Origin of the sequence: Rubrivivax gelatinosus, assembly GCF_004340905.1 — a bacterium.
In the GTDB taxonomy this organism is placed as follows: Bacteria; Pseudomonadota; Gammaproteobacteria; order Burkholderiales; family Burkholderiaceae_C; genus Rubrivivax; species Rubrivivax gelatinosus.
Map to the genome: position 1 here is coordinate 459,019 of NZ_SLXD01000001.1, position 19,359 is coordinate 478,377.

Genomic DNA, 19,359 nt, shown 5'->3' on the forward strand with positions numbered 1-19,359 from the left:
CTTAGCTGAGCAGGCGCGACGCGTCGACGTCGAGCTTGGCCAGCGCGCTGCGCGTGGCGCGCACCGTCAGCGCCTCGTCCTGCGCCGGCAGCAGCAGCCCGGCCTGCAGGTACGACGCCAGACGCTGCTGCTGGAACAGCACGCAGCGGCCCTGCGAGGTGACGAACAGCGACAGCTGCCGGCGCATGCCCTGCCAGGCCAGCTGCACCGCCTCGTGGCGCTCGCGGTACTCGAGCATGAACCAGCTGCCGACCTGCAGCTCGCGTGCCCAGGCCAGCATCGCCGGCGACGGCATCGAACCGCCGTCGAGCACGACCTCGAGGTCCGAGCTCTGGTGGCCCGAGAGATCCAGCACCATCGACTCGTCGATGCGCACGTCCTCGGCGTCGGGCAGCAGCTCCTCCAGCGTCTCCAGGCGGTCCATCAGCTCGCGCAGGCGGTCGTCGGGTATGGCCGCGGTCTTGGCGGTGAAGGCCGCCGCCAGCGAGTTGTTGAGCTGCTGGATCTGTTCGTCCTGACGCTCGGCGTCCATGCCGGCCGAGGCCATGCCCTCGCGCAGCGACTTCAGCAGCGGCGGCAGGCGGCGGATGACCTCGGCACGCTCCTCGCGCGTGACCTTGGCGCTGGCCGACCAGATCAGGTCGGCCGCGGCGCGTTTCATCGCGCGCGTCTCCTGCCCCTGGGCGCCGTAACGCACGGCGGTGGTCGCCAGCACGTCGGCCCAGACATGGAACAGGAACTGGCGCACGCCCTCCTGCACCGGCATGTCGTTCAACATGCGGCGCAGCTCGATCGTGTACTGGATCGCCAGCGTCTCGCGCTGCTCGACCTGCTGCGCCAGCGAGACCCCGCGCCGCGTGGCCTCGTTCTCGTTGCGGAAGTAGTGCTCGAGGAACTTCTCGAACTCGGTGAGCACGGTCTGGAACACGCGCCGGCCGGTGTCCGGATAGGCCTCGACGACCTGGACGATGCGCTTGATCTCGCGCTCCAGCGCGTCGCCGACCTTCTGCGCCGCGCTGTCGAAGCCCATCACGCAGGCACCCATGCGGTCGATCAGGCGCCGCGCCGGGTGGTCGACGGTGGCGAAGAAGTCGGGTTCGGTGACGGCCACGCGCAGCACCGGCATCTGCAGGCGCGCGAACCACACGCGCACCGCCGCCGGGATGCGCTCCTCGGTCAGGATGCTCTGGAACAGCAACGCGACGATCTCGATCGTGGCGCGCTCCTCGGGCGTCGCCGCGGCCTTCTTCAGCTGCTGCTTGCGCTGCTGGATGTCCTCCAGCAGCACCGGCGCGGAGGCCTGTGCCTCGGCACCGGCGGCCGTCGTCGTCAGACGCTGGCGGATGCCGGCCTCGGCGGTGTCGATGGCACGCGCCAGACCGGGCGACAGGCCCTGCGGCCGCGTCGACTGGCCGAAGGCCGGCACCTGGCGTCCCACCAGCCGGTTGAGCCGGCCGAGCACCGCCTCGGCGTGGTCGCGGCCGCGCGCCAGCGGCGCGGCGCGCGTCATCAGCCGCGTCTCGTCGCCGACGCCGCGCATCAGCCCGCTGGCCGAGCCGTAGGCCGACGGCGGCCCGGCGACCGGCACGTGGCCGAAGCCCGACGACGGAGTGGCATCGCCGCCGCCGCCGGCGTAGCCGCCGCCCGAGGGCAGCGCCGCGGGATGCGCGCGCGAACGCCGGATGAACGGCCTCAGGTCGACCTCGGGCAGCACGCCGCGTTCGGCGAGCCAGCGGTTGGTCTCGTGGTAGGCCTCCTCGACGAGCAGCGAGAACTCCTCGTGCAGCACCGGCTGCAGCTCGCGCCAGGACGCGAGCGTCTGGCCCGACGAGCGCCAGGCCTCGAAGACGATGCGCGCCAGCACGTGCGCGCGCAGCATGTCGTGGGCATCGAGCTCGGCACGGCCTTCGAGGTGGGCCACGCGCGAACGCAGGTCGGCGAACTCCCAGGACGCGCGGTCCATCATCGCCAGCGCCAGGCGCGAGGTGACGATCTCGAGCTCGATGGTGTCGTCGTCGACCAGCGTCAGCTGGCCCGGCGACATCGACGGCAGGTCACCCAGCCGGGTGGTGGAGCCGCCGTGCAGCAGCGCGTGGCGCAGCCCGTTGACGAGGCCGCGGTGCCAGGACTGCGCGCCTGCGTTCAGCCCCTGCATCATGTCGCGCCGGCGCTGGAACGAGGCGTGTTCGCTGGGCTTCTCGAACAGCGCGCGCGCGCCATCGAGCGCGGCCTGCACGAGCGCCGGCAGGCCCTTCACCAGTTCCTCGGTGTACAGGCGCCGGGCCTGGCTCGCGAGGTTGGTGTTGGGGGCGCCGGTCGCCATCGGTCGGTCGTCCGTCTTTGCAAGGCCGCGGGCGGCCGTTGCGTCGACTCTACACCACGGCCCCGGCGTTCGGGTCGTTCGGATCGTTCTCCTTGCCGCCCGTCTTCACGAGATCCTCGCGCTTGACGCCCAGCCACATCGCGATGCCGGCGGCGACGAAGATCGACGAGTAGATGCCGAACAGGATGCCGATCGTCAGCGCGACGGCGAAGTAGTGCAGCGTCGCGCCGCCGAAGAACAGCATCGACAGCACCATCATCTGGGTGGAACCGTGGGTGATGATCGTGCGGCTGGTGGTGCTCGTGATCGCGTGGTCGATCACCTGGTGCGTCGACATCTTGCGCATCTTGCGGAAGGTCTCGCGGATGCGGTCGAAGATGACCACCGACTCGTTGACCGAGTAGCCCAGCACCGCCAGCACCGCCGCCAGCACCGCCAGCGAGAACTCCCACTGGAAGAAGGCGAAGAAGCCCAGGATGATGACCACGTCGTGCAGGTTGGCGATGATGCCGGCGACCGCGAACTTCCACTCGAAGCGGAAGGCCAGGTAGGCCATGATGCCCAGCACCGTGAAGGCCAGCGCCATTGCCCCGTCGCGCGCCAGTTCAGCGCCGACGGAGGGGCCGACGAGTTCGGTGCGCGACAGCCGCAGCGGCTCGTCACCCGAGGCCGTGGTGCACGACGGGCGACTCACCTGCTCGCCCTGAGGCGTCGTGTATTCCTTGGTGCCGACGCTGCCGCTCTCGGCGGCGCACAGCGCGCCAAAGACCTGGCCCGAGACCTGGTCCTGCTTCTGACCCTCGCGCAGCGGCAGCCGGATCATCACGTCGCGCGAGGTGCCGAAGTTCTGCACCTGCACCTCGCCGAAACCCAGCGTCTCGACCGCCTGGCGCGTGCGCTCCAGATCGGCCGGCTGCGAGTACGCGACCTCGACGACGCTGCCGCCGGTGAACTCGATCGACAGGTGCAGCCCGCGCGTGAACAGGAAGAACACCGCGGCCAGGAAGGTCAGGAACGAGATGAGGTTCAGCGCCAGCGTGTAGCGCATGAACGGGATGTCGCGACGGAAACGGAAGAACTCCATATGTCCCCCTCAGGCCTTGGCGTTTTGCTTGTCTTCGGCGGGCACGGTGTTGCCGCCGTTCGGGCGCCAGACCTGGCCGATCGCCACCGTCTTGAGCTTCTTCTGGCGGCCGTACCAGAGGTTCACCAGGCCACGCGAGAACATCACCGACGAGAACATCGAGGTCAGGATGCCCAGGCAGTGCACGACGGCGAAGCCGCGCACCGGGCCTGAACCGAAGGCCAGCAGCGCCAGGCCCGCGATCAGCGTCGTCACGTTCGAGTCGAGGATGGTGGCGAAGGCGCGCTCGTAGCCGGCGCTGATCGCCACCTGCGGCGGCGCACCGTTGCGCAGCTCCTCGCGCACGCGTTCGTTGATCAGCACGTTCGAGTCGATCGCCATGCCCAGCACCAGCGCGATGGCGGCGATGCCCGGCAGCGACAGCGTCGCCTGCAGCATCGACAGCAGCGCGATCAGCATCAGCAGGTTGAACGCCAGCGCCACCGTCGAGAACACGCCGAACAGCATGTAGTAGGCGCACATGAAGACCGCGATCGCGACGAAGCCCCACAGCACGCTGTTGAAGCCCTTGGCGATGTTCTCGGCGCCCAGGCTCGGGCCGATGGTGCGCTCCTCGATGATCTCCATCGGCGCGGCCAGCGAGCCGGCACGCAGCAGCAGCGCCTGGTCGCTCGCCTCCTCGGTCGTCATGCGGCCCGAGATCTGCACCCGGCCGCCGCCGATCTCGGTGCGGATCACGGGCGCGGTGACGACCTCGCCCTTGCCCTTCTCGAAGAGCAGGATGGCCATGCGCTTGCCGACGTTCTCGCGCGTCACGTCCTTGAAGATGCGCGCGCCGCGGGCGTCCAGCGTCAGGTTGACGGTGGGTTCGTTGGTCTGGCCGTCGAAGCCGGGCTGGGCGTCGGTGAGGTTCTCGCCGGTCAGCACGACGTTGCGGTAGACGATCACCGGCTGGCCGCCGCGCTCCAGGAACCGCTCGCTGCCGAAGGGCACCGGGCCGGCGCCGCGCACCGCGTCGACCGCCTCCTGGGTCTCGTTGACGAGGCGGATCTCCAGCGTCGCGGTGCGGCCGATGATGTCCTTGGCCTTGGCCGTGTCCTGCACGCCGGGCAGCTGCACGACGACGCGGTCCAGGCCCTGCTGCTGGATCACCGGCTCGGCGACGCCGAGCTCGTTGACGCGGTTGTTCAGCGTCGAGATGTTCTGCTTGAGCGCCTGCTCCTGCACGCGCGTGGCGGCCTGGGGCTTGAGCGTGCCGACGAGCTTGAGGTCGCCGGTGGCGGCGTCGGCCGTCGCCGTCCAGTCCAGGTCCTGCAGCTGGTCGGCAAGCACGCTGCGCGCCTGCTCGGCCAGCGCCGTCTCGCGGAAACGCACCGCGACGGCATTGCCCTCGCGCGTGATGCCGGCGTGGCGGATGTTCTTGTCGCGCAGCAGCGTGCGCACGTCGCCGGTGACGGCCTCGGCCTTCTTCGTCAGCGCGGCCTTCATGTCGACCTGCATCAGGAAGTGCACGCCGCCGCGCAGGTCCAGGCCCAGGTACATCGGCAGCGCGTGCAGGCTGGCCATCCACTGCGGCGAACGCGACACCAGGTTCAGCGCGACGACCCAGGTGGGATCGTTCGGATCGGGGTTCAGCGCATGCGCGATCGCGTCCTTGGCCTTGATCTGCGTGTCGGTGTCGTCAAAACGCGCGCGCACCGAGCTGCCCTCGAGCAGGACGAAGTCGGCCTTCAGCCCGGCGCCCGAGAGGATCTGCTCGACGCGCTGGACCATCGCCGGGTCCATCTTGACGGTGGCCTTGCCCGAGGACACCTGCACCGCGGGCGCCTCGCCGTAGAAGTTCGGCACCGTGTAGAGCAGGCCGACCACGAAGGCGAAGGCGAGGATCGCGTACTTCCACCAGGGGTAGCGGTTCATGGGGATTCCTGGGACAGCGTCGGCTGCGGCCGCGCGGGCCGCCCGCGGGTTTTACTTGTAGGAGCCCTTGGGCAGGACCTGGAGCACCGACACGCGCTGCACCTGCAGCTCGACGCCGTCGGCCACCTCGACGTGCAGGATGCTGTCGCTGAGCTTGGCCACGCGGCCGATGACGCCGCCGGCGATGACGACCTCGTCGCCCTTGGCCAGCGCCTCGACCATCGTCTTGTGTTCCTTCTGCTTCTTCATCTGCGGACGGATCATGATGAAGTACAGCACCACGAACATCAGCACCAGCGGCAGCAGGCTGAAGAGCGAGGACTCGGTGCCGCCCGCGGGAGCGGCGGCCTGGGCGAAGGCGGAAGAGATGAACACGGCGATCCTTCTGGATGTCTGGAGCCCGCTGGCGCGGGCGAACCGGCAATTCTAGGGGGCGGCCCCGTCCCGCGGAGCGTGCGGGCCCTCGCTGTGCGGGGAGTCGGGCGGCGCGGCGGCGGCCAGCCAGGGCAGCAGCAGCGCCAGCAGCAGGAAACGCGGCGTGTCCACCAGCGTGTTGAGCAGCCCGCTGGCGACGAAGGCCGCGAGCGCCCCGGCGGCGGCGGCCGACAGCGGCTCGCCGCGGCGCGCACGCGACAGCGCCGCCGCGGCGGCGAGCCCCAGCACCACCGCCCAGGCCGCCAGGCCGAACCAGCCCTGCTCGAACAGCAGGGCCACCGGCAGGCTGTCGATGTGCCAGGCGGGTTCGTAGTCGGTCGAGAAGAACCAGCGCGCCAGGCCGGCGTCGAAACCGCCGTTGGCCAGGCGTTCGGTGCCCGCGGCGTCGCGCAGCGAGACCGCGTCGACGTCCAGCGCCGGGCCCTCGGCCGGCGTCAGCAGCGCCAGCTTCAGCGGCAGCGCACCCGGCGGCACCTCCAGCGTCAGCGGCGCCGCGGCGGCCCAGGCGCCGCCGCCGGCGCCGGCGTCGAGCTGCGCGAAGCGGCAGTCCTGCGAGCTGCGCATCGTCTTGCGGCACAGCGCCACGGCCAGCGTCGCCGGGCCGGCACTGCGGCGCAGCGTCGCGGCGAGCGCGAGCGTCGCGGCGTCGCCCGGCTCGACGATCTGCTCCAGGTACAGCGTCGTGCCCGGCCCCAGGCGCACGAAACGCCGGCCGCCTTCGTCGTGCCAGTGCAGGCTGCCGGCGTGCCGGGCCTCGCGGCTGCGCCAGTAGTGCAGATCGGGGAAACGCCCCAGGCCTTCGCCGAACAGGCGCGAGGCCGCCCCGGGCGCGCGCAGCGCCAGCGCGTCGGCCCAGTGCGCCTGGCGCGTGGCCAGGTCCTGGCCGCTGCGGCCCAGGCGCTCCTGCGCGAAGGAGCCCAGCAGCACCGGCAGCGCCGCGGCCGCCGTCAGCACCAGCGCCACCCCGGCCAGCATGCGCGCGCCACGCGCGGTGCCGCGGCGCGACAGCATCAGCGCCGCGGTGACCACCAGCGCCAGCGCTCCGGCCACCCAGCCGTTGCGCGAGTACGTCACCGCCAGCGCGTAGGCCGCGGCGCCCAGCAGCAGCAGGCCGCCGGCGCGCGCGGCCAGCGTGCGCGCCTGCAGCGTCGCCGCCAGCACGAAGGCCAGCCCGACGGCCAGACAACACTCGACATACGCGCCGCCGCGGTGCATCGCCGAGAACGGCCCGGTGACACGGTAGCCGGCGCCGAAGTCCAGCAGCCCGGCGAAGGCCGAACGTTCGGCGACGATCCAGGCCACGGTCAGCGCCAGCCCCGCCGCCATGCCGGCGCCGAAGACCGTGGCCCGCGCCGCGCCGTCGCGCTCCAGCCGCCGCCACAGCCCGACCAGCAGCCAGGCCTCGAGCGCGCCCTTCAGCAGGCGCAGCGCGTTGACCGGGCTCGTGAAGCTCCACCAGTCGCCCGCCGCCGGCAGCGCCAGCGGCCACAGCGCACGCAGGCCCGATATCGCCAGCGAGACCGCCAGCAGCCCGAAGGCCAGCGCCAGCGCCCGCGGCACGCGGGTGGCCGCCGCCGGCGGCGGCACGCGCGCCGCCACGACGGCCACGCAGGCCAGCAGCAGCAGGTCGAACTCGTCGACGAAGAAGCGGCCGGTCCACGGCGCCAGGTCCAGCACCGGCAGTGCCGCCGGCACCAGCGCCAGCGCCAGCACCGGCCGCCAGGCCACCGCCGCGCAGGCCGCCAGCAGGCCGGCCAGCAGCAGGCCGGCGAAGGGCTGGTAGGCCAGCGCCGCCGCCAGCAGCAGCGGCGGCAGCAGCCAGGGCAGACGCGGGGGCCGCAGCGGCCCGGCGGGCTCCGGGCGGGCCGCCGGCGCAGGCGCCGCGCGCGGCGCTGCGGCCAGCGCCCGCAGCAGCGCGTGCAGCCCCCAGGCCGCTGCCGGCGCGATCAGCAGATTGGTCGGGTCGGGGTGGCGGCCGCCGCCGAGGAAGAGCTTGCCCGCCTCGACCAGCGCCACCGCCGTCAGCACCCACAGCGCCGACGTGCGCGCCGGCCGGCCCCAGGCCCAGCCCAGCGCCGCCAGCGGCAGGTAGGCCAGCGCCACGCTGCCCGCGCTCTGCAGGGCCTGCGCCTCGGTCGTGTAGTAGTGGTAGTAAAAGGGCAGCAGGTGCAGCTCGCGCCAGGACGCCAGCGCGCCGGGCAGGCCGTGCCAGGGCCCGCGCAAGCCACCGTTCACCGCCACCAGCACCGGCAGCCAGGCGATCAGGATCCAGGGCGTCAGCCGGCGCAGCCAGCCGGCGGCCGCCGGTGCGCCGCCGGCGGCCAGCCGCGGCGCCAGCGCGGCGCCGGCGGCGAAACCCGCCGCGCGCGCCAGCACCGAAGCGCCCTGGCTGACCCCCGAAGCCAGCAGCAGCTGCACCACTTCCAGCGCCACGCCCACCGCCACGCCGGCCAGCGCCGCCGCCGCCGCCTCGCGCCGCCAGCGCAGCGCCAGCAGCCAGCCCACCGGCGCCGCGACCGCCGCCTCGACGGCGAGCTTGAGCAGCGCCAGCGCCCCGCCGTCGATCGGCGCGAAGACCCAGCCCCACTGCGGCGAACGCAGCTTGGCCGCCAGCTCGCCCGGCGTCAGCAGCAGGTCGTAGGGAAACAGCGACAGCGCCAGCCAGGCCAGCGCGTACAGCTCCAGCAGGCGCGGCCCCCACAGCCGCGCGCCGCCGTGCAGGCCGTCGAGCAGCCGCCGCACGCCGGCCGCGGCCACCGGGGCCAGCACGATGCCCAGCCCGGCACCGATGAACTCGGCCAGCAGGTCGTTCTGCGAGACCGTGCGCGGCGGGAAGAAGAGCTGCGCGAACTCCACCGCGACCGCCAGCGCCGCCACCCCGACGAAGGCCAGCCACGGCGCCGCCGCGCCCAGGCCCAGCGCACGCGCGCTGCGCGCGGCGAGCACGCCCAGCGGCAGGTACAGCACGCCGTTGGCCACCCAGTCGGCACGCGAACCCACGCCCAGCGACAGGAACGGGATGCGTGTGAAACGCGCCAGCGCCTCGCCAGGCGCCAGCGCCACCGGGTCCAGCGGCACCAGGCTGCCGTAGACGACGAAGAGCGCGTAGGCGGCGAAGGCCGCGATCAGCCGGGAACGGTCAGCCATGCGGGACGGTCGGCGCGATGCGCCGAACCCCCGGGACACACACCGGGGCGGATCAGCGGCAGGAGACTTGGCCGTCCATCATACGAACGCTGACCGACGCCTGGCTGCCCCCATGCGGCAACAGCGTCAGCTGGCGCGGGCCGGTGCGGCACACGCGCCAGCTGTAGCTCGTGCCGTCGTAGGTCTGCACCAGGACCCCGGTGGCGCCGATCTTGTCGGTGCGCCAGCGGCCCACCGGCTTGCTCGGATCCATCTTGCTGGTCGGCCCGAGCTTGTAGTCGACCAGCACGTTGTCGCTGCGATGGAACTCCTGCCAGCGCTCGTCGCCACGCTGGGCGCACATCGTGCTGTTGTTCACCGCGGCGAGGATCTGCCTCTGCATGAGCTCCTCCGAGCCGCTCGGACAGGCGGCCTGCGCCCAGGTGGCCGGAGCCGCGGCCAGCGCCAGCAGCGCGGCGGCGATCGTCTTCGTCGTCATCTCTCGGATCCCTCGTCCCTCGCCCGCCCCTCGCGGACGCTCCGCCGGGCAGTCTAGGGGGGCGTCACCGTTGGAAACAGCCGCACCACCCCCCCGGGAAACGGGGAGCCGCCTCGGGCGGTTCGTGAAGAACGCACGCGGGCGCGTGGCTACACTGCCCCGCGCCCCGAGCCGGTGCCCGGCCGCGGCTGCCACCCGCCTCATGCGCCCGGCCATGCCCTCACGACGCCCTCCCCCTCCGCCGCGTCCCGACCGCCGGCGCGCGCTGGCCGCGCTCGCCGCGGGCCTGGCGCTGCCGCGGCTGGCCGCAGCCGCCGCGCCGCTGCAGGTGGGGCCGGGCCGCCGCTTCGAGCGCATCGCCGATGCCGCGCGCGCCGCGCGCGACGGCGACGTCATCGAGGTCGACGCCGGCGAGTACCGCGGCGACGTCGCCGTCTTCACCCAGCGCCGCCTGACGCTGCGCGCCCGCGGCGGCCGCGTGCGCCTGCTCGCGGACGGACGCGCCGCCGAGGACAAGGCGATCTGGGTGCTGCGCGGCGGCCACTTCGTCGTCGAAGGCTTCGACTTCGAGGGCTGCCGCGTCGCGAGCCGCAACGGCGCCGGCATCCGCTTCGAACGCGGCCGCCTCGTGGCGCGCGACTGCCGCTTCGTCGGCAACGAGATGGGCCTGCTGACCAGCAACGACCCCCAGGCCGAGCTGCGCGCCGAGCGCTGCGAGTTCGCCCACAACCTGCGCCCCGACGGCCACAACCACCAGCTCTACGCCGGCGCGATCCGCACCCTGGCCGTGCACGGCTGCTGGCTGCACCACGGCAGCATCGGCCACCTGATCAAGAGCCGCGCCGCCGCCAGCCTGGTGCTGCACAACCGCCTCACCGACGAGCGGGGGGGGCGCTCCAGCTACGAGCTGGAGTTCCCCAACGGCGGCGTCGCCGTCGTCGTCGGCAACCTGATCCAGCAGTCGCCGGGCACCGACAACCCGATCCTCGTGTCCTTCGGCGCCGAGGGCTACCGCCCGACGCGCCAGGCGCTGGTGCTGGTGCACAACACGCTGGTCGACGAACGTGGCGGCGACAGCCGCTTCCTGCGCGTGGCGCCCGGTGCCGAGGTCGAGCTGCGCGCGCTGAACAACCTGCTGTGCGGCGACGCCGCGCCGCTGGAAGCCGCCGGCCCCGGCGAGTACCGCCACAACCCGCGCGTCGCGCGCAGCGCCTTCGCCGACGCCGCCGCTTTCGACTACCGCCCGGCCGACGATCGCGCCGTGCCCGCCGACGCCGTCGACTGCGGGCGCTTCGACGGCCACGCGCTCGCCCCCGCCTTCGAATACCGACACCCTCGCGGCCTGGCGCCGCTGGCCGGCGCGGCACGCCGGCCCGGCGCCCTGCAGCAGATCGCCCACGCATGATGACCACGACCACGCTGCCGCTCACGCGGCGCGCGCCCGACCACGAACTCGCCGTCGGCGAGCCCCGCTTCAGCGACCCGCAGCTCGCCGAACTGGCGCGCCGCGACGGCCCCGCCGCCGCCTGGCACCGCGCCGCCGCGACCATCGACAGCCTGGACGCGGCGGTGCGCGCGGCCGCCGCCGTCGACGGCCCGTTCGCCGTCGGCCTGGCCGACGCGCGCGGCCGCGTCTTCCTCGCCGTCGACCGTTTCGCGGTGCGCACGCTGTGCTGGCGCCGGGTCGGCACCCGGCTGCTGTTCGCCGAGCGTGCCGACGCGCTGGCCGCCGCCGAGCCCGCGGCGGAGCTGTCGGCGCAATCGATCTACGACTACCTCTATTTCCACGCCATCCCCTCGCCGCGCACCGTCTTCGAAGGCGTGTTCCGCCTGCCGCCGGGGCACTGCGCCTGGTTCGACGGCCAGCACATCGAGGTGCGGCGCTACTGGGACGCACGCTTCGAGGAGCCGGCGCGGCCCGACTTCGACGCGCTGGCGCGGGGTTTCCGCAGCCGGCTGCGCGAGGCCGTGGCGGGCGAGCTCGACGGCAGCAAGCCCGGCTGCTTCCTGTCCGGCGGCACCGACAGCTCGACGGTGGCCGGCATGATCAAGGACGTCGCCGGGCGCGCGGCGACCTACTCGATCGGCTTCGAGGCCGAGGGCTACGACGAGATGGCCTTCGCGCGCATCGCCGCCAAACGCTTCGGCACCGAGCACCACGAGTACTACGTGACCCCGGCCGACCTGGTGCGCAGCATCCCCGAGGTGGCGCGCCATTTCGACCAGCCCTTCGGCAACTCGTCGGCGCTGCCGGCCTTCTACTGCGCGAAGATGGCGCGCGAGGACGGCGTCACGCGGCTGCTGGCCGGCGACGGCGGCGACGAGCTCTACGGCGGCAACGCACGCTACGCCAAGCAGCGCATCTTCGGCTGGTACGACGCCGTGCCCGGCGTGCTGCGCCGCGGCCTGCTCGAGCCGCTGCTGGAAGGCACGCCGGTCGGCGCGCTGCCGCTGGCGCGCAAGGGCCGCAGCTACGTCGAGCAGGCCAAGGTGCCGCTGCCCGACCGCATGCAGATGTACAACCTGCTGCTGCGCCTGGGCACGGCCGAGGTCTTCACGCCCGACTTCCTGGCCCGCGTGGACGCCGGGGACCCGCTGCGCCAGCAGCGCGCCGTGTGGCGCGAAGCCGGCGAGGCCAGCGCGCTCAACCGCATGCTGGCCTACGACTGGCGCTACACGCTGGCCGAGAGCGACCTGCCCAAGGTCTGCGGCGCCACCTCGCTGGCCGGCGTGGCGGTGGCCTTCCCGTTCCTGGAGCGTGGCGTCGTCGACTTCTCGCTGGCGCTGCCCACCGACTGCAAGCTCAAGGGGCTCAAGCTGCGCTGGTTCTTCAAGGAAGCGCTGCGCGGCTTCCTGCCCGACGAGATCCTGACGAAGAAGAAGCAGGGCTTCGGCCTGCCCTTCGGCGTCTGGGCCACGCGCCACCCGGGGCTGCGCAACTTCGCCACCGACACGCTGCACTCGCTGGCCGGGCGCGGCATCGTGCGCCGCGAGTTCATCGAGACGCTGCTCGCCGAGAAGCTGCCCGCGCACCCGGGCTACTACGGCGAGATGGTGTGGATCCTGATGATGATGGAGCAGTGGCTGCAGGGGCACGAGGCGGGCCGACGGAGTTGAGCCGATGAACCAGATCTGGATGTACTGGGAGAACGTGCCGGGTTCGCGCGGCATGCCGCCGTTCGTCCAGTTCTGCCTGAAGTCGGTTGAACGCCACCGCGGCCAGGCCAGCCTGCATCTGCTCGACCAGGACAGCGTGCGCGAGTACCTGCCCGACCTGCGCCCGCAGTGGCGCCAGCTGCAGCGCGCCGCCCACCGCGCGGACTACGTGCGCACCCGCCTCGTGCTGCGCCACGGCGGCATGTGGCTCGACAGCGACATGGTGGCGATGCGGCCGCTGGCACCGCTGTTCGAGATCCCGCAGCCGCTGGACTTCGCCTGCCAGGAGATGGCCAGCGCGATCGGCTGCTTCGTCGCGCGCGCCGGCTGCCCGCTGCTGCAGACCATCGCCCGCGAGCAGGACCGGATCCTGGACGCGGACCCGACCTCGTTCGAGTGGAACGCCATCGGCAACGACCTGCTGGCCAGGCACGGGAGCGACTACCCGCACCACACCTGGGTCCGCTGGACGCTGGACGAGATCGCCGGCGGCAAGGTGTCGCGCCTGCTGGAGGACCGCCGCATCGAGGACAACGTCGACCGCAACGCGGCGCTGTTCCACCTCTGCGGCAACCTGCTGACGCCGCTGCTGGCCACCTATGCGCCGCGGCGCCACCAGCGCCTGCTCGGCCAATCGATGCTGCTGTCGCGCATCCTGCGGCGCGCGCTCGATCTGCCCGAGCCGTCCACGCTCGGCCAGCGCCTGGACCCGGCGCTGTGGGGCGACACGATGGACGGCCTGGGCCGCCGGGCCGGCCGCCTGCTGAAGGGCCGCGGCTGACGATGATCCCCGGGGTCCCGCCTGCCATGAATCTGCTGACCGTCGTCGTCTGCACCCACGACCGCGCCGCGCTGCTGGCGCGCACGCTGGACTCGCTGGACGCCGCGCGCCGCCCGGCCGAGGGCGTCGACGTGCTGGTCGTCGCCAACCACTGCCGCGACGGCACGCACGAGATGCTGCAGGCACGCAGCGCGCGCCCCGGCGGCCTGCCGCTGCGCTGGCTGGCCGAGCCGAAGAAGGGCAAGTCGCACGCGCTGAACCTGGCACTGCGCGAGGTGCGCACCCCGCTGCTGGCCTTCGTCGACGACGACCAGCGCGCCGACGCCGGCTTCCTGCAGGCCATCGTCGACGCCGCGCGCGAGCAGCCCGAGGCGGCGCTGATCTGCGGCCGCCTGGTGCCCGACTGGGACGGCCGCGAGCCGCCCTGGGTGCACGACCCGGGCCCCTACCGCATCTACCCGCTGCCGGTGCCCACCTTCGACTGCGGCGACGCGGGGCGCTGGCTGACGCCCGACATCGCCCTGCCCAGCGGCGGCAACGCCGTCGTGCGCACCGAGTGGCTGGCGCGCATCGGCCCGTTCAGCACCGAGCTCGGCCCGGTGGGCCACGACCTGGGCGGCTCGGAAGACTCCGAATGGTTCCTGCGCGCGCTGGGTGTCGGCGCGCGGCTCTGGTACGCGCCGGCGATGCTGCAGCGCCACCACGTCGACCCCGAGCGCCTGGAGCTCGGTTTCCTGATGCGGCTGGCGCGCCGGCGCACCGAGTCAACCGTCGGCCTGCCCGGCCACGAGGCCGGCACCGGCGGCGTGCCCGGCTGGGCCTGGCGCAAGCTCGGCGGCTACGCCGCGCGTGCGCTGCTGACGCTGCGCGCCGACCGGCGCCGCTTCTACCTGATGCGCGCCGCCGCGGCGCTCGGCGAGGTCGAGGGCTACCGGCGGCTGCAGCGCGACGCCCGCCTGGCCGCGGGCCGCCGGCCTTGAGCGCGGCGCCGGCCACGATCGTGGCCGCCACGCGCGGCTTCGCCGGCGCCTGGCGCTCTGCGGCACCCGCAGCGGCGGCGCCCGGCGACGACGTCCACCTCGGCCACGAGGAGGGCCTGGCCGTCGCCTGGCACGGCGAGCTGCACGCGCTGCCGGCGCTGGCGGCCGCGCTCGGCGAGCCCGCGGGCACCGCGCCGGCGCGGCTGCTGGCCCAGGGCTGGCGGCGCTGGGGCAGCGGGCTGCTGGCGCGCCTCGAAGGCTCGTTCGTGCTCGTGCTGGCCGACGCCGACGAACTGCTGCTCTACCGCGACCCGTCCGGCCTGCGCAACCTCTTCCACGCCGCGCGCGACGACGGCGGCATCGCCTTCGCGTCCTGGCTGCCGGCGCTGCTGGCGCCCGGCGCCCCGGCGCTGGCGCCCGCCGGGCTGCACGAGTACCTGCGTTTCCTCGACCTGGCCGCGCCGGCGACGATCGCCACCGGCGTCACCGCGCTCGAACCCGGCCAGGCGCTGCACTGGCGCGCCGGCACGAAACGCAGCGTCACGCCGGTCTTCGACGCGCCGGCGGTGCCCGCGGACTTCGAGGCTGCCGTCGACGCCGTCGAAGCCGCGCTGGACGCCGCCATCGCCACCCGCCTGGACGGCGCCGCGCGCCCGGCGGCCTTTCTCAGCGGCGGCGTCGACTCGGCGCTGCTGTGTGCGCTGGCGGCACGCCGCCGCCCCGACCTCGTCACGCTGACCGTCGGCTTCGACGCCCCGCCCTACGACGAGGCGCCGGCCGCCGCACGCATCGCCGCCCGGCTGGGCCTGCGCCACGAGGTGCTGCGGTTCGACCTGCGCGCGCACGCCAGCGCCGTCGAACGCCTCGCCGCCGCGTCCGACCAGCCGCTGGCCGACCCGTCGACGCCGTCGACGCTGCTGGCGCTGGAGGCCTGCCGCGGGCGCTTCGACGCCGTGCTCGACGGCACCGGCGCCGACGAGGCGCTGGGCCTGATGCCGCCGCGCCACGTCCGCCTGGCGGTGCAGTGGAGCGCCCGGCTGCCGGCCGCGGTGCGCCGGCGCCTGGCCGCCTGGCCGGCGCTGGCCGGCCAGGCGCCGCTGCTGGACTTCGAACACCCGGCCGAGACGATGATCCGCTGGCGCGGCTTCAGGCGCGCCGAGATCGAAGCGCTGTGCGGCGGGCCGGTGGACCTGTCGGGCACGCGCTTCTTCCGGACCTTCGCGCGCTACCGGCCGGGCGAACACTTCGAACGCTGCAGCGCGCTGCTCGACGTGATGCCCAGCGAGCGCCTGACGCAGGCCATGCTGGCCAGCGGCCAGGCGCTGCGTTTCCCCTACGCCGGCACCGCCGCCGACCGGCTGCTGCGCGCACTGCCGCTGGACTGGCGCTGGCGGCCCGGCGAGCCCAAACGCATCCTGCGTGCGCTGCTCGCGCGCCACCTGCCGCGTGAACTCTGGGACACGCCCAAACACGGCTTCGACTTCCCGCTCGCGGCGCTGCTGGCCGGCGAGGATGGGGGGCTGGTGCGCCGCCACCTGGCGCCCGGACGCTGGCAGCATCACGGCTGGCTCGACCCGGCGCTCGTCCAGCGCCTGGCCGGGCGCCTGCTGCAGGGCGAGACCGGTCTCGCCTTCCGCGTCTGGGCCCTGGTGGTGCTGGACGCCTGGCTGCAGGCCCGCAGCGAAACGACCGAGACCCGATGACCGCGCCCCGCCCCGCCCGCGTGCTGATGTACACGGCCTACTTCGCGCCCGAGTACAGCGGCGCGGCCATCCAGGCGCTGACCCTGGCGCGCGTGCTGCGGGCGCGCGGGCACCACGTCGAGTTCGTCACCAACCGCTGGGCCGGGCTGGACGAACGTGCCGAGGTCGACGGCTTCGTCGTGCACCGCATCGAGCCCGGGCGCATGCGCAAGCACCGCGAGTTCCGGCTGTGGTTCAACCTCGCGCGCCACGTCTGGCGCCGGCGGCGCGACTTCGACGTCCTGCACAGCCACGGCGCCTACTTCACCAACGCCTTCATCGGCCCGCTGGCGCGGCTGCTGGGGCTGAAGTCGCTGATCAAGGCCAGCCTCGCCAACGACGACCTGCAGGGCCTGTCGCACTCGGTCGTCGGCCGGCTGCACCGGGCGATGCTCGGGCGCATCGACGCCCACGTGGCGATCAGCCGCGACCTGGTCGACGAGTTCCGCGCCGGCGGCCTGCCGGCGCACCGCGTGCACCACGTGCCCAACGGCGTCGACACCACGCGCTTCCAGCCGGTGGGCGCCGCGCAACGCCAGGAGCTGCGCGCCGAACTCGGCCTGCCCGCCGACCGGCCGCTGGCGCTGTATGCCGGCGTGCTCGACGAGCGCAAGAACATCCTCTGGCTGGCCGAACGCTGGTGCGCCGAGCACGCCTTCGGCAGCGGCGCACTGCTGGTGGCCGTGGGCCCGCGCAGCCGCGACGACGGCGACGGCGCGCTGCGCGGGCGGCTGGCGGCGCTGGCCGCGGCGCACCCGGGGCGCTTTGCGCTGCACGACTTCTGCGCCGACCTGTCGCGCTACTACGGCGCCGCCGACCTGCTGCTGCTGCCCTCGGTGAAGGAAGGCCTGCCCAACGTCGTGCTCGAGGCCATGGCCTGCGGCCTGCCCTGCGTCGCGGCGGCCGCCAGCGGCACGCGCGAACTGGTCGTCGAGGGTGTCACCGGGCGCACCTACGCGCCCGGCGACACCCGCGCGCTGGGCGCCGCGGTGCGCGAGGTGCTGGGCCCCGACGGCGCCCGCATGGGCGCGGCCGCGCGCGCGCTGGCCGAACGGCGCTACGCCATCGAACGCGTGGCCGACCGCTACCAGGCGCTCTATGCCGCGCTGCTGGCGCCGCCGCGGCGCGTGCTCTACGTCGAGAACGGCATCGGCTACGGCGGCGCGATCATCTGCCTGCGCCACCTGGTGCGAAACCTCGACCGCACGCGCTGGGAGCCGATGGTCGTCACCGGGCTGGGCGACGCCAAGTACCAGGACATCGCCCACGAGTCGCGCTGGAAACACATCCCCGACCGCCGGCTGGACACCGTCAGCGCCAAGCGCCGGCTGGCCGCCGCGCGCTGGCCCGATACCCTGCCCGGGCTGCGCTGGCTGGCCAACCAGGTGCTGGCCCGCGCCGACGACGTCGGCAACTTCCTGCCCTCGTTCGTGCAGACGCTGTGGACGGTGCTGCGCTTCCGCCCGGTGCTGATCCACGTGAACAACGAGCCGCTGTGCAACCGCGCCGCGGTGCTGGCCGGCCGGCTGGCCGGCGTGCCGGTGGTGGCGCACGTGCGCGGCGACCAGCAGGGCTCGCCGCTGATGCACTCGCTGTTTCGCATGCCCGACCACTTCATCGCCGTCTCGCGCTGGGTGTCCGAGAGCATCGGCCGCCTGGGCGTGCCCGAACGCAAGCGCTGCTACGTCTACGACGGCATCGAGCTCGACAAGCTCGACCTGGCGGCCGACGGCGGCGCCTTCCGCCGCCGCCACGGCATCGCGCCGGAGGCGTTCGCGGTCGGCCTGGTGGGCATGCTGATCCCGTGGAAGGGCCAGCGCCTGTTCCTGGACGCGGTGGAACGCATCGCCGAGCGCATGCCCGACGCGGTCTTCGTCATCGTCGGCGCCGCGCCCGAGGAGTGCCGCTACTTCGAGGCCGAGCTGCACGAACGTGCGGCCCGGCCGCCGTTGGCCGGGCGCGTGGTCTTCACCGGCCATGTCAGCGGCATGGCCGAGGTCTACAACGGGCTGGACATCGTGCTGTCGGCCTCGACCTCGCCCGAGCCGCTGGGCACGATGATCATCGAGTCGATGACGATGGCGCGGCCGCTGCTGGCGCCGGCGCACGGCGGCGCCGTCGAGATGGTCGAACACGGGCGCACCGGGCTGCTGTTCGAGCCCAACGACGCCGGGGACCTGGCCGCCTGCATGCTGAAGCTGTACGAGGACCGCGAACTCGGCCGCCGGCTGGGCAGCGCGGCGCGCGAGGAGGCGCTGCGGCGCTTTGCGGTGGACGAGCACGTGCGGCAGGTGGAGGCGGTGTACGCCCGCCTCATCGGGCCCGCGCCCCGGGCCGGGACACCACGATGAACCCGCCCCGCGTCTCCGTCGTCATCCCGACCTACAACCGCGCCCGCTTCCTGCCCGCGGCGATCGCCAGCATCCGGGCGCAGACGCTGCCGTGCAGCGAGATCGTCGTCGTCGACGACGGCTCCACCGACGACACGGCCGCCGTGCTCGCCGCGCTGGGCGAGGGCATCGTGCACCTGCGGCAGGCCAACGCCGGCCCGGCGGCGGCGCGCAACCGCGGCATCCACGCCGCGAGCGGGGAGCTGGTCGCCTTCCTGGACACCGACGACCGCTGGTGCCCGAACAAGATCGAGCGCCAGGTCGAGCTGCTGCGCCGCCACCCGGCGGTGGCGCTGGTGTCGGCCGACATGGCGATCGAGGACGAGACCGGCGCCACGATGGTGGCGTCGAACTTCGCCAAGCGCGGCCTGGCCGGCTTCTTCGCCGCGCTGGACGGTGCGCCGGTGCCCGAGGCGCCGCGGCGCCTGCTGCAGCTGAACTTCATCAACACCAGCACCGTGCTCGCGCGGCGCGAGGTGCTGGTCGAGCGGGGCGGCTTCGACACCCGGCTGCGCTACGGCGAGGACCTGGAGCTGTGGCTGCGCATCGCGGCGCGGCACGCCATCGCCTGCGTGCCCGGCGTCGAGGAGATCCGGGTCGAGCACTCCAGCAACGTGACCAAGTCGGTGGAGCCGATGCTCAAGGGCTACGTCGACATGGCGCGCGTGATCCGGGAGTGGGCACGGCCGGCGATGCCGGGATGGGGCGTGGACCCCGATCGTTACGTCGCGGACGCGCTGGCCGATCTGGGGTACTGGTACTTCAGCGCCGGGCGCATGGCCCAGGCGCGCAGCGCCTTCGCCGCAAGCCTGCGCGAGAAGCCTGGACGGCGGGCCGCGGCCTACCTGGCGGCGTCGGGGCTGCCGGCCGCCTGGATCAGCGGCCTCAGGTCCATGAAGGCCCGCCTGCGCTGAGCCGCGCCGTGC

The 19,359-nt window shown here is 73.7% G+C and carries 13 protein-coding genes; 7 read left to right on the top strand and 6 right to left on the bottom strand.

The features are described from left to right. Position 1 precedes the first annotated feature (1 nt). Genes EV684_RS02250 through EV684_RS02275 form a run of 6 tightly spaced genes read right to left on the bottom strand, consistent with a single transcriptional unit; the run spans position 2 to position 9,384 of the window. A complete protein-coding gene (locus EV684_RS02250) occupies positions 2-2,323 on the bottom strand; it encodes a DUF1631 family protein (protein WP_132644569.1) in 2,322 nt (773 codons plus the stop codon). A gap of 49 nt (positions 2,324-2,372) precedes the next feature. Then, complete coding sequence (secF, locus tag EV684_RS02255) at positions 2,373-3,407, bottom strand: protein translocase subunit SecF (protein WP_132644570.1); 1,035 nt, start codon at positions 3,405-3,407, stop codon at positions 2,373-2,375. A gap of 9 nt (positions 3,408-3,416) precedes the next feature. Continuing rightward, positions 3,417-5,324, bottom strand: coding sequence for a protein translocase subunit SecD (gene secD, locus EV684_RS02260; protein WP_132644571.1), 1,908 nt, complete (start codon positions 5,322-5,324; stop codon positions 3,417-3,419). 51 nt (positions 5,325-5,375) lie between these two features. Then, positions 5,376-5,699, bottom strand: a complete 324-nt coding sequence (gene yajC, locus EV684_RS02265; protein WP_132644572.1) for a preprotein translocase subunit YajC — start codon at positions 5,697-5,699, stop codon at positions 5,376-5,378. A gap of 51 nt (positions 5,700-5,750) precedes the next feature. After that, entirely contained in the window at positions 5,751-8,906 is a 3,156-nt protein-coding gene (locus EV684_RS02270; RefSeq protein ID WP_132644573.1) for a VanZ family protein, read from the bottom strand. Positions 8,907-8,958: 52 nt separating this feature from the next. Continuing rightward, the gene (locus EV684_RS02275) at positions 8,959-9,384 is read right to left on the bottom strand and encodes a hypothetical protein (RefSeq protein ID WP_132644574.1); all 426 of its coding nucleotides are present in this window, start codon (positions 9,382-9,384) and stop codon (positions 8,959-8,961) included. Positions 9,385-9,598: 214 nt separating this feature from the next. Here EV684_RS02275 and EV684_RS02280 point away from each other — a divergent pair, with 214 nt between their 5' ends. From EV684_RS02280 to EV684_RS02310, 7 genes are read left to right on the top strand one after another with little or no spacing between them, the layout of a single operon-like run. After that, positions 9,599-10,789, top strand: a complete 1,191-nt coding sequence (locus EV684_RS02280; RefSeq protein WP_132644575.1) for a right-handed parallel beta-helix repeat-containing protein — start codon at positions 9,599-9,601, stop codon at positions 10,787-10,789. Further along, a complete protein-coding gene (locus tag EV684_RS02285) occupies positions 10,786-12,501 on the top strand; it encodes an asparagine synthetase B family protein (RefSeq protein WP_132644576.1) in 1,716 nt (571 codons plus the stop codon). Before EV684_RS02280 ends, EV684_RS02285 begins: the two co-directional genes overlap by 4 nt. A 4-nt stretch (positions 12,502-12,505) precedes the next feature. After that, positions 12,506-13,321: a capsular polysaccharide synthesis protein gene (locus tag EV684_RS02290; protein ID WP_132644577.1), complete on the top strand. Its 816-nt coding sequence runs from the start codon at positions 12,506-12,508 to the stop codon at positions 13,319-13,321. Between the two features lie 26 nt (positions 13,322-13,347). Continuing rightward, entirely contained in the window at positions 13,348-14,301 is a 954-nt protein-coding gene (locus EV684_RS02295; RefSeq protein ID WP_132644578.1) for a glycosyltransferase family 2 protein, read from the top strand. After that, positions 14,298-16,004 (top strand): asparagine synthase-related protein, encoded by a 1,707-nt coding sequence (locus tag EV684_RS02300; protein WP_132644579.1) that lies wholly within the window; start codon positions 14,298-14,300, stop codon positions 16,002-16,004. Before EV684_RS02295 ends, EV684_RS02300 begins: the two co-directional genes overlap by 4 nt. Continuing rightward, positions 16,001-18,394, top strand: coding sequence for a glycosyltransferase family 4 protein (locus tag EV684_RS24150; protein ID WP_200222273.1), 2,394 nt, complete (start codon positions 16,001-16,003; stop codon positions 18,392-18,394). The genes EV684_RS02300 and EV684_RS24150 overlap by 4 nt, the downstream gene beginning before the upstream one ends. Beyond that, entirely contained in the window at positions 18,391-19,347 is a 957-nt protein-coding gene (locus tag EV684_RS02310; protein WP_132644580.1) for a glycosyltransferase family 2 protein, read from the top strand. Before EV684_RS24150 ends, EV684_RS02310 begins: the two co-directional genes overlap by 4 nt. Positions 19,348-19,359 lie beyond the last annotated feature (12 nt).

Excerpts from the sequence above, each read along its gene's own strand:
- secD (WP_132644571.1), bottom strand. The coding sequence starts at position 5,324 with ATGAACCGCTACCCCTGGTGGAAGTACGCGATCCTCGCCTTCGCCTTC.
- EV684_RS02250 (WP_132644569.1), bottom strand. The coding sequence starts at position 2,323 with ATGGCGACCGGCGCCCCCAACACCAACCTCGCGAGCCAGGCCCGGCGC.
- EV684_RS02310 (WP_132644580.1), top strand. The coding sequence starts at position 18,391 with ATGAACCCGCCCCGCGTCTCCGTCGTCATCCCGACCTACAACCGCGCC.
- EV684_RS02275 (WP_132644574.1), bottom strand. The coding sequence starts at position 9,384 with ATGACGACGAAGACGATCGCCGCCGCGCTGCTGGCGCTGGCCGCGGCT.
- EV684_RS02295 (WP_132644578.1), top strand. The coding sequence starts at position 13,348 with ATGAATCTGCTGACCGTCGTCGTCTGCACCCACGACCGCGCCGCGCTG.
- EV684_RS02280 (WP_132644575.1), top strand. The coding sequence starts at position 9,599 with ATGCCCTCACGACGCCCTCCCCCTCCGCCGCGTCCCGACCGCCGGCGC.
- EV684_RS02285 (WP_132644576.1), top strand. The coding sequence starts at position 10,786 with ATGATGACCACGACCACGCTGCCGCTCACGCGGCGCGCGCCCGACCAC.
- EV684_RS02290 (WP_132644577.1), top strand. The coding sequence starts at position 12,506 with ATGAACCAGATCTGGATGTACTGGGAGAACGTGCCGGGTTCGCGCGGC.
- EV684_RS24150 (WP_200222273.1), top strand. The coding sequence starts at position 16,001 with ATGACCGCGCCCCGCCCCGCCCGCGTGCTGATGTACACGGCCTACTTC.
- secF (WP_132644570.1), bottom strand. The coding sequence starts at position 3,407 with ATGGAGTTCTTCCGTTTCCGTCGCGACATCCCGTTCATGCGCTACACG.
- EV684_RS02270 (WP_132644573.1), bottom strand. The coding sequence starts at position 8,906 with ATGGCTGACCGTTCCCGGCTGATCGCGGCCTTCGCCGCCTACGCGCTC.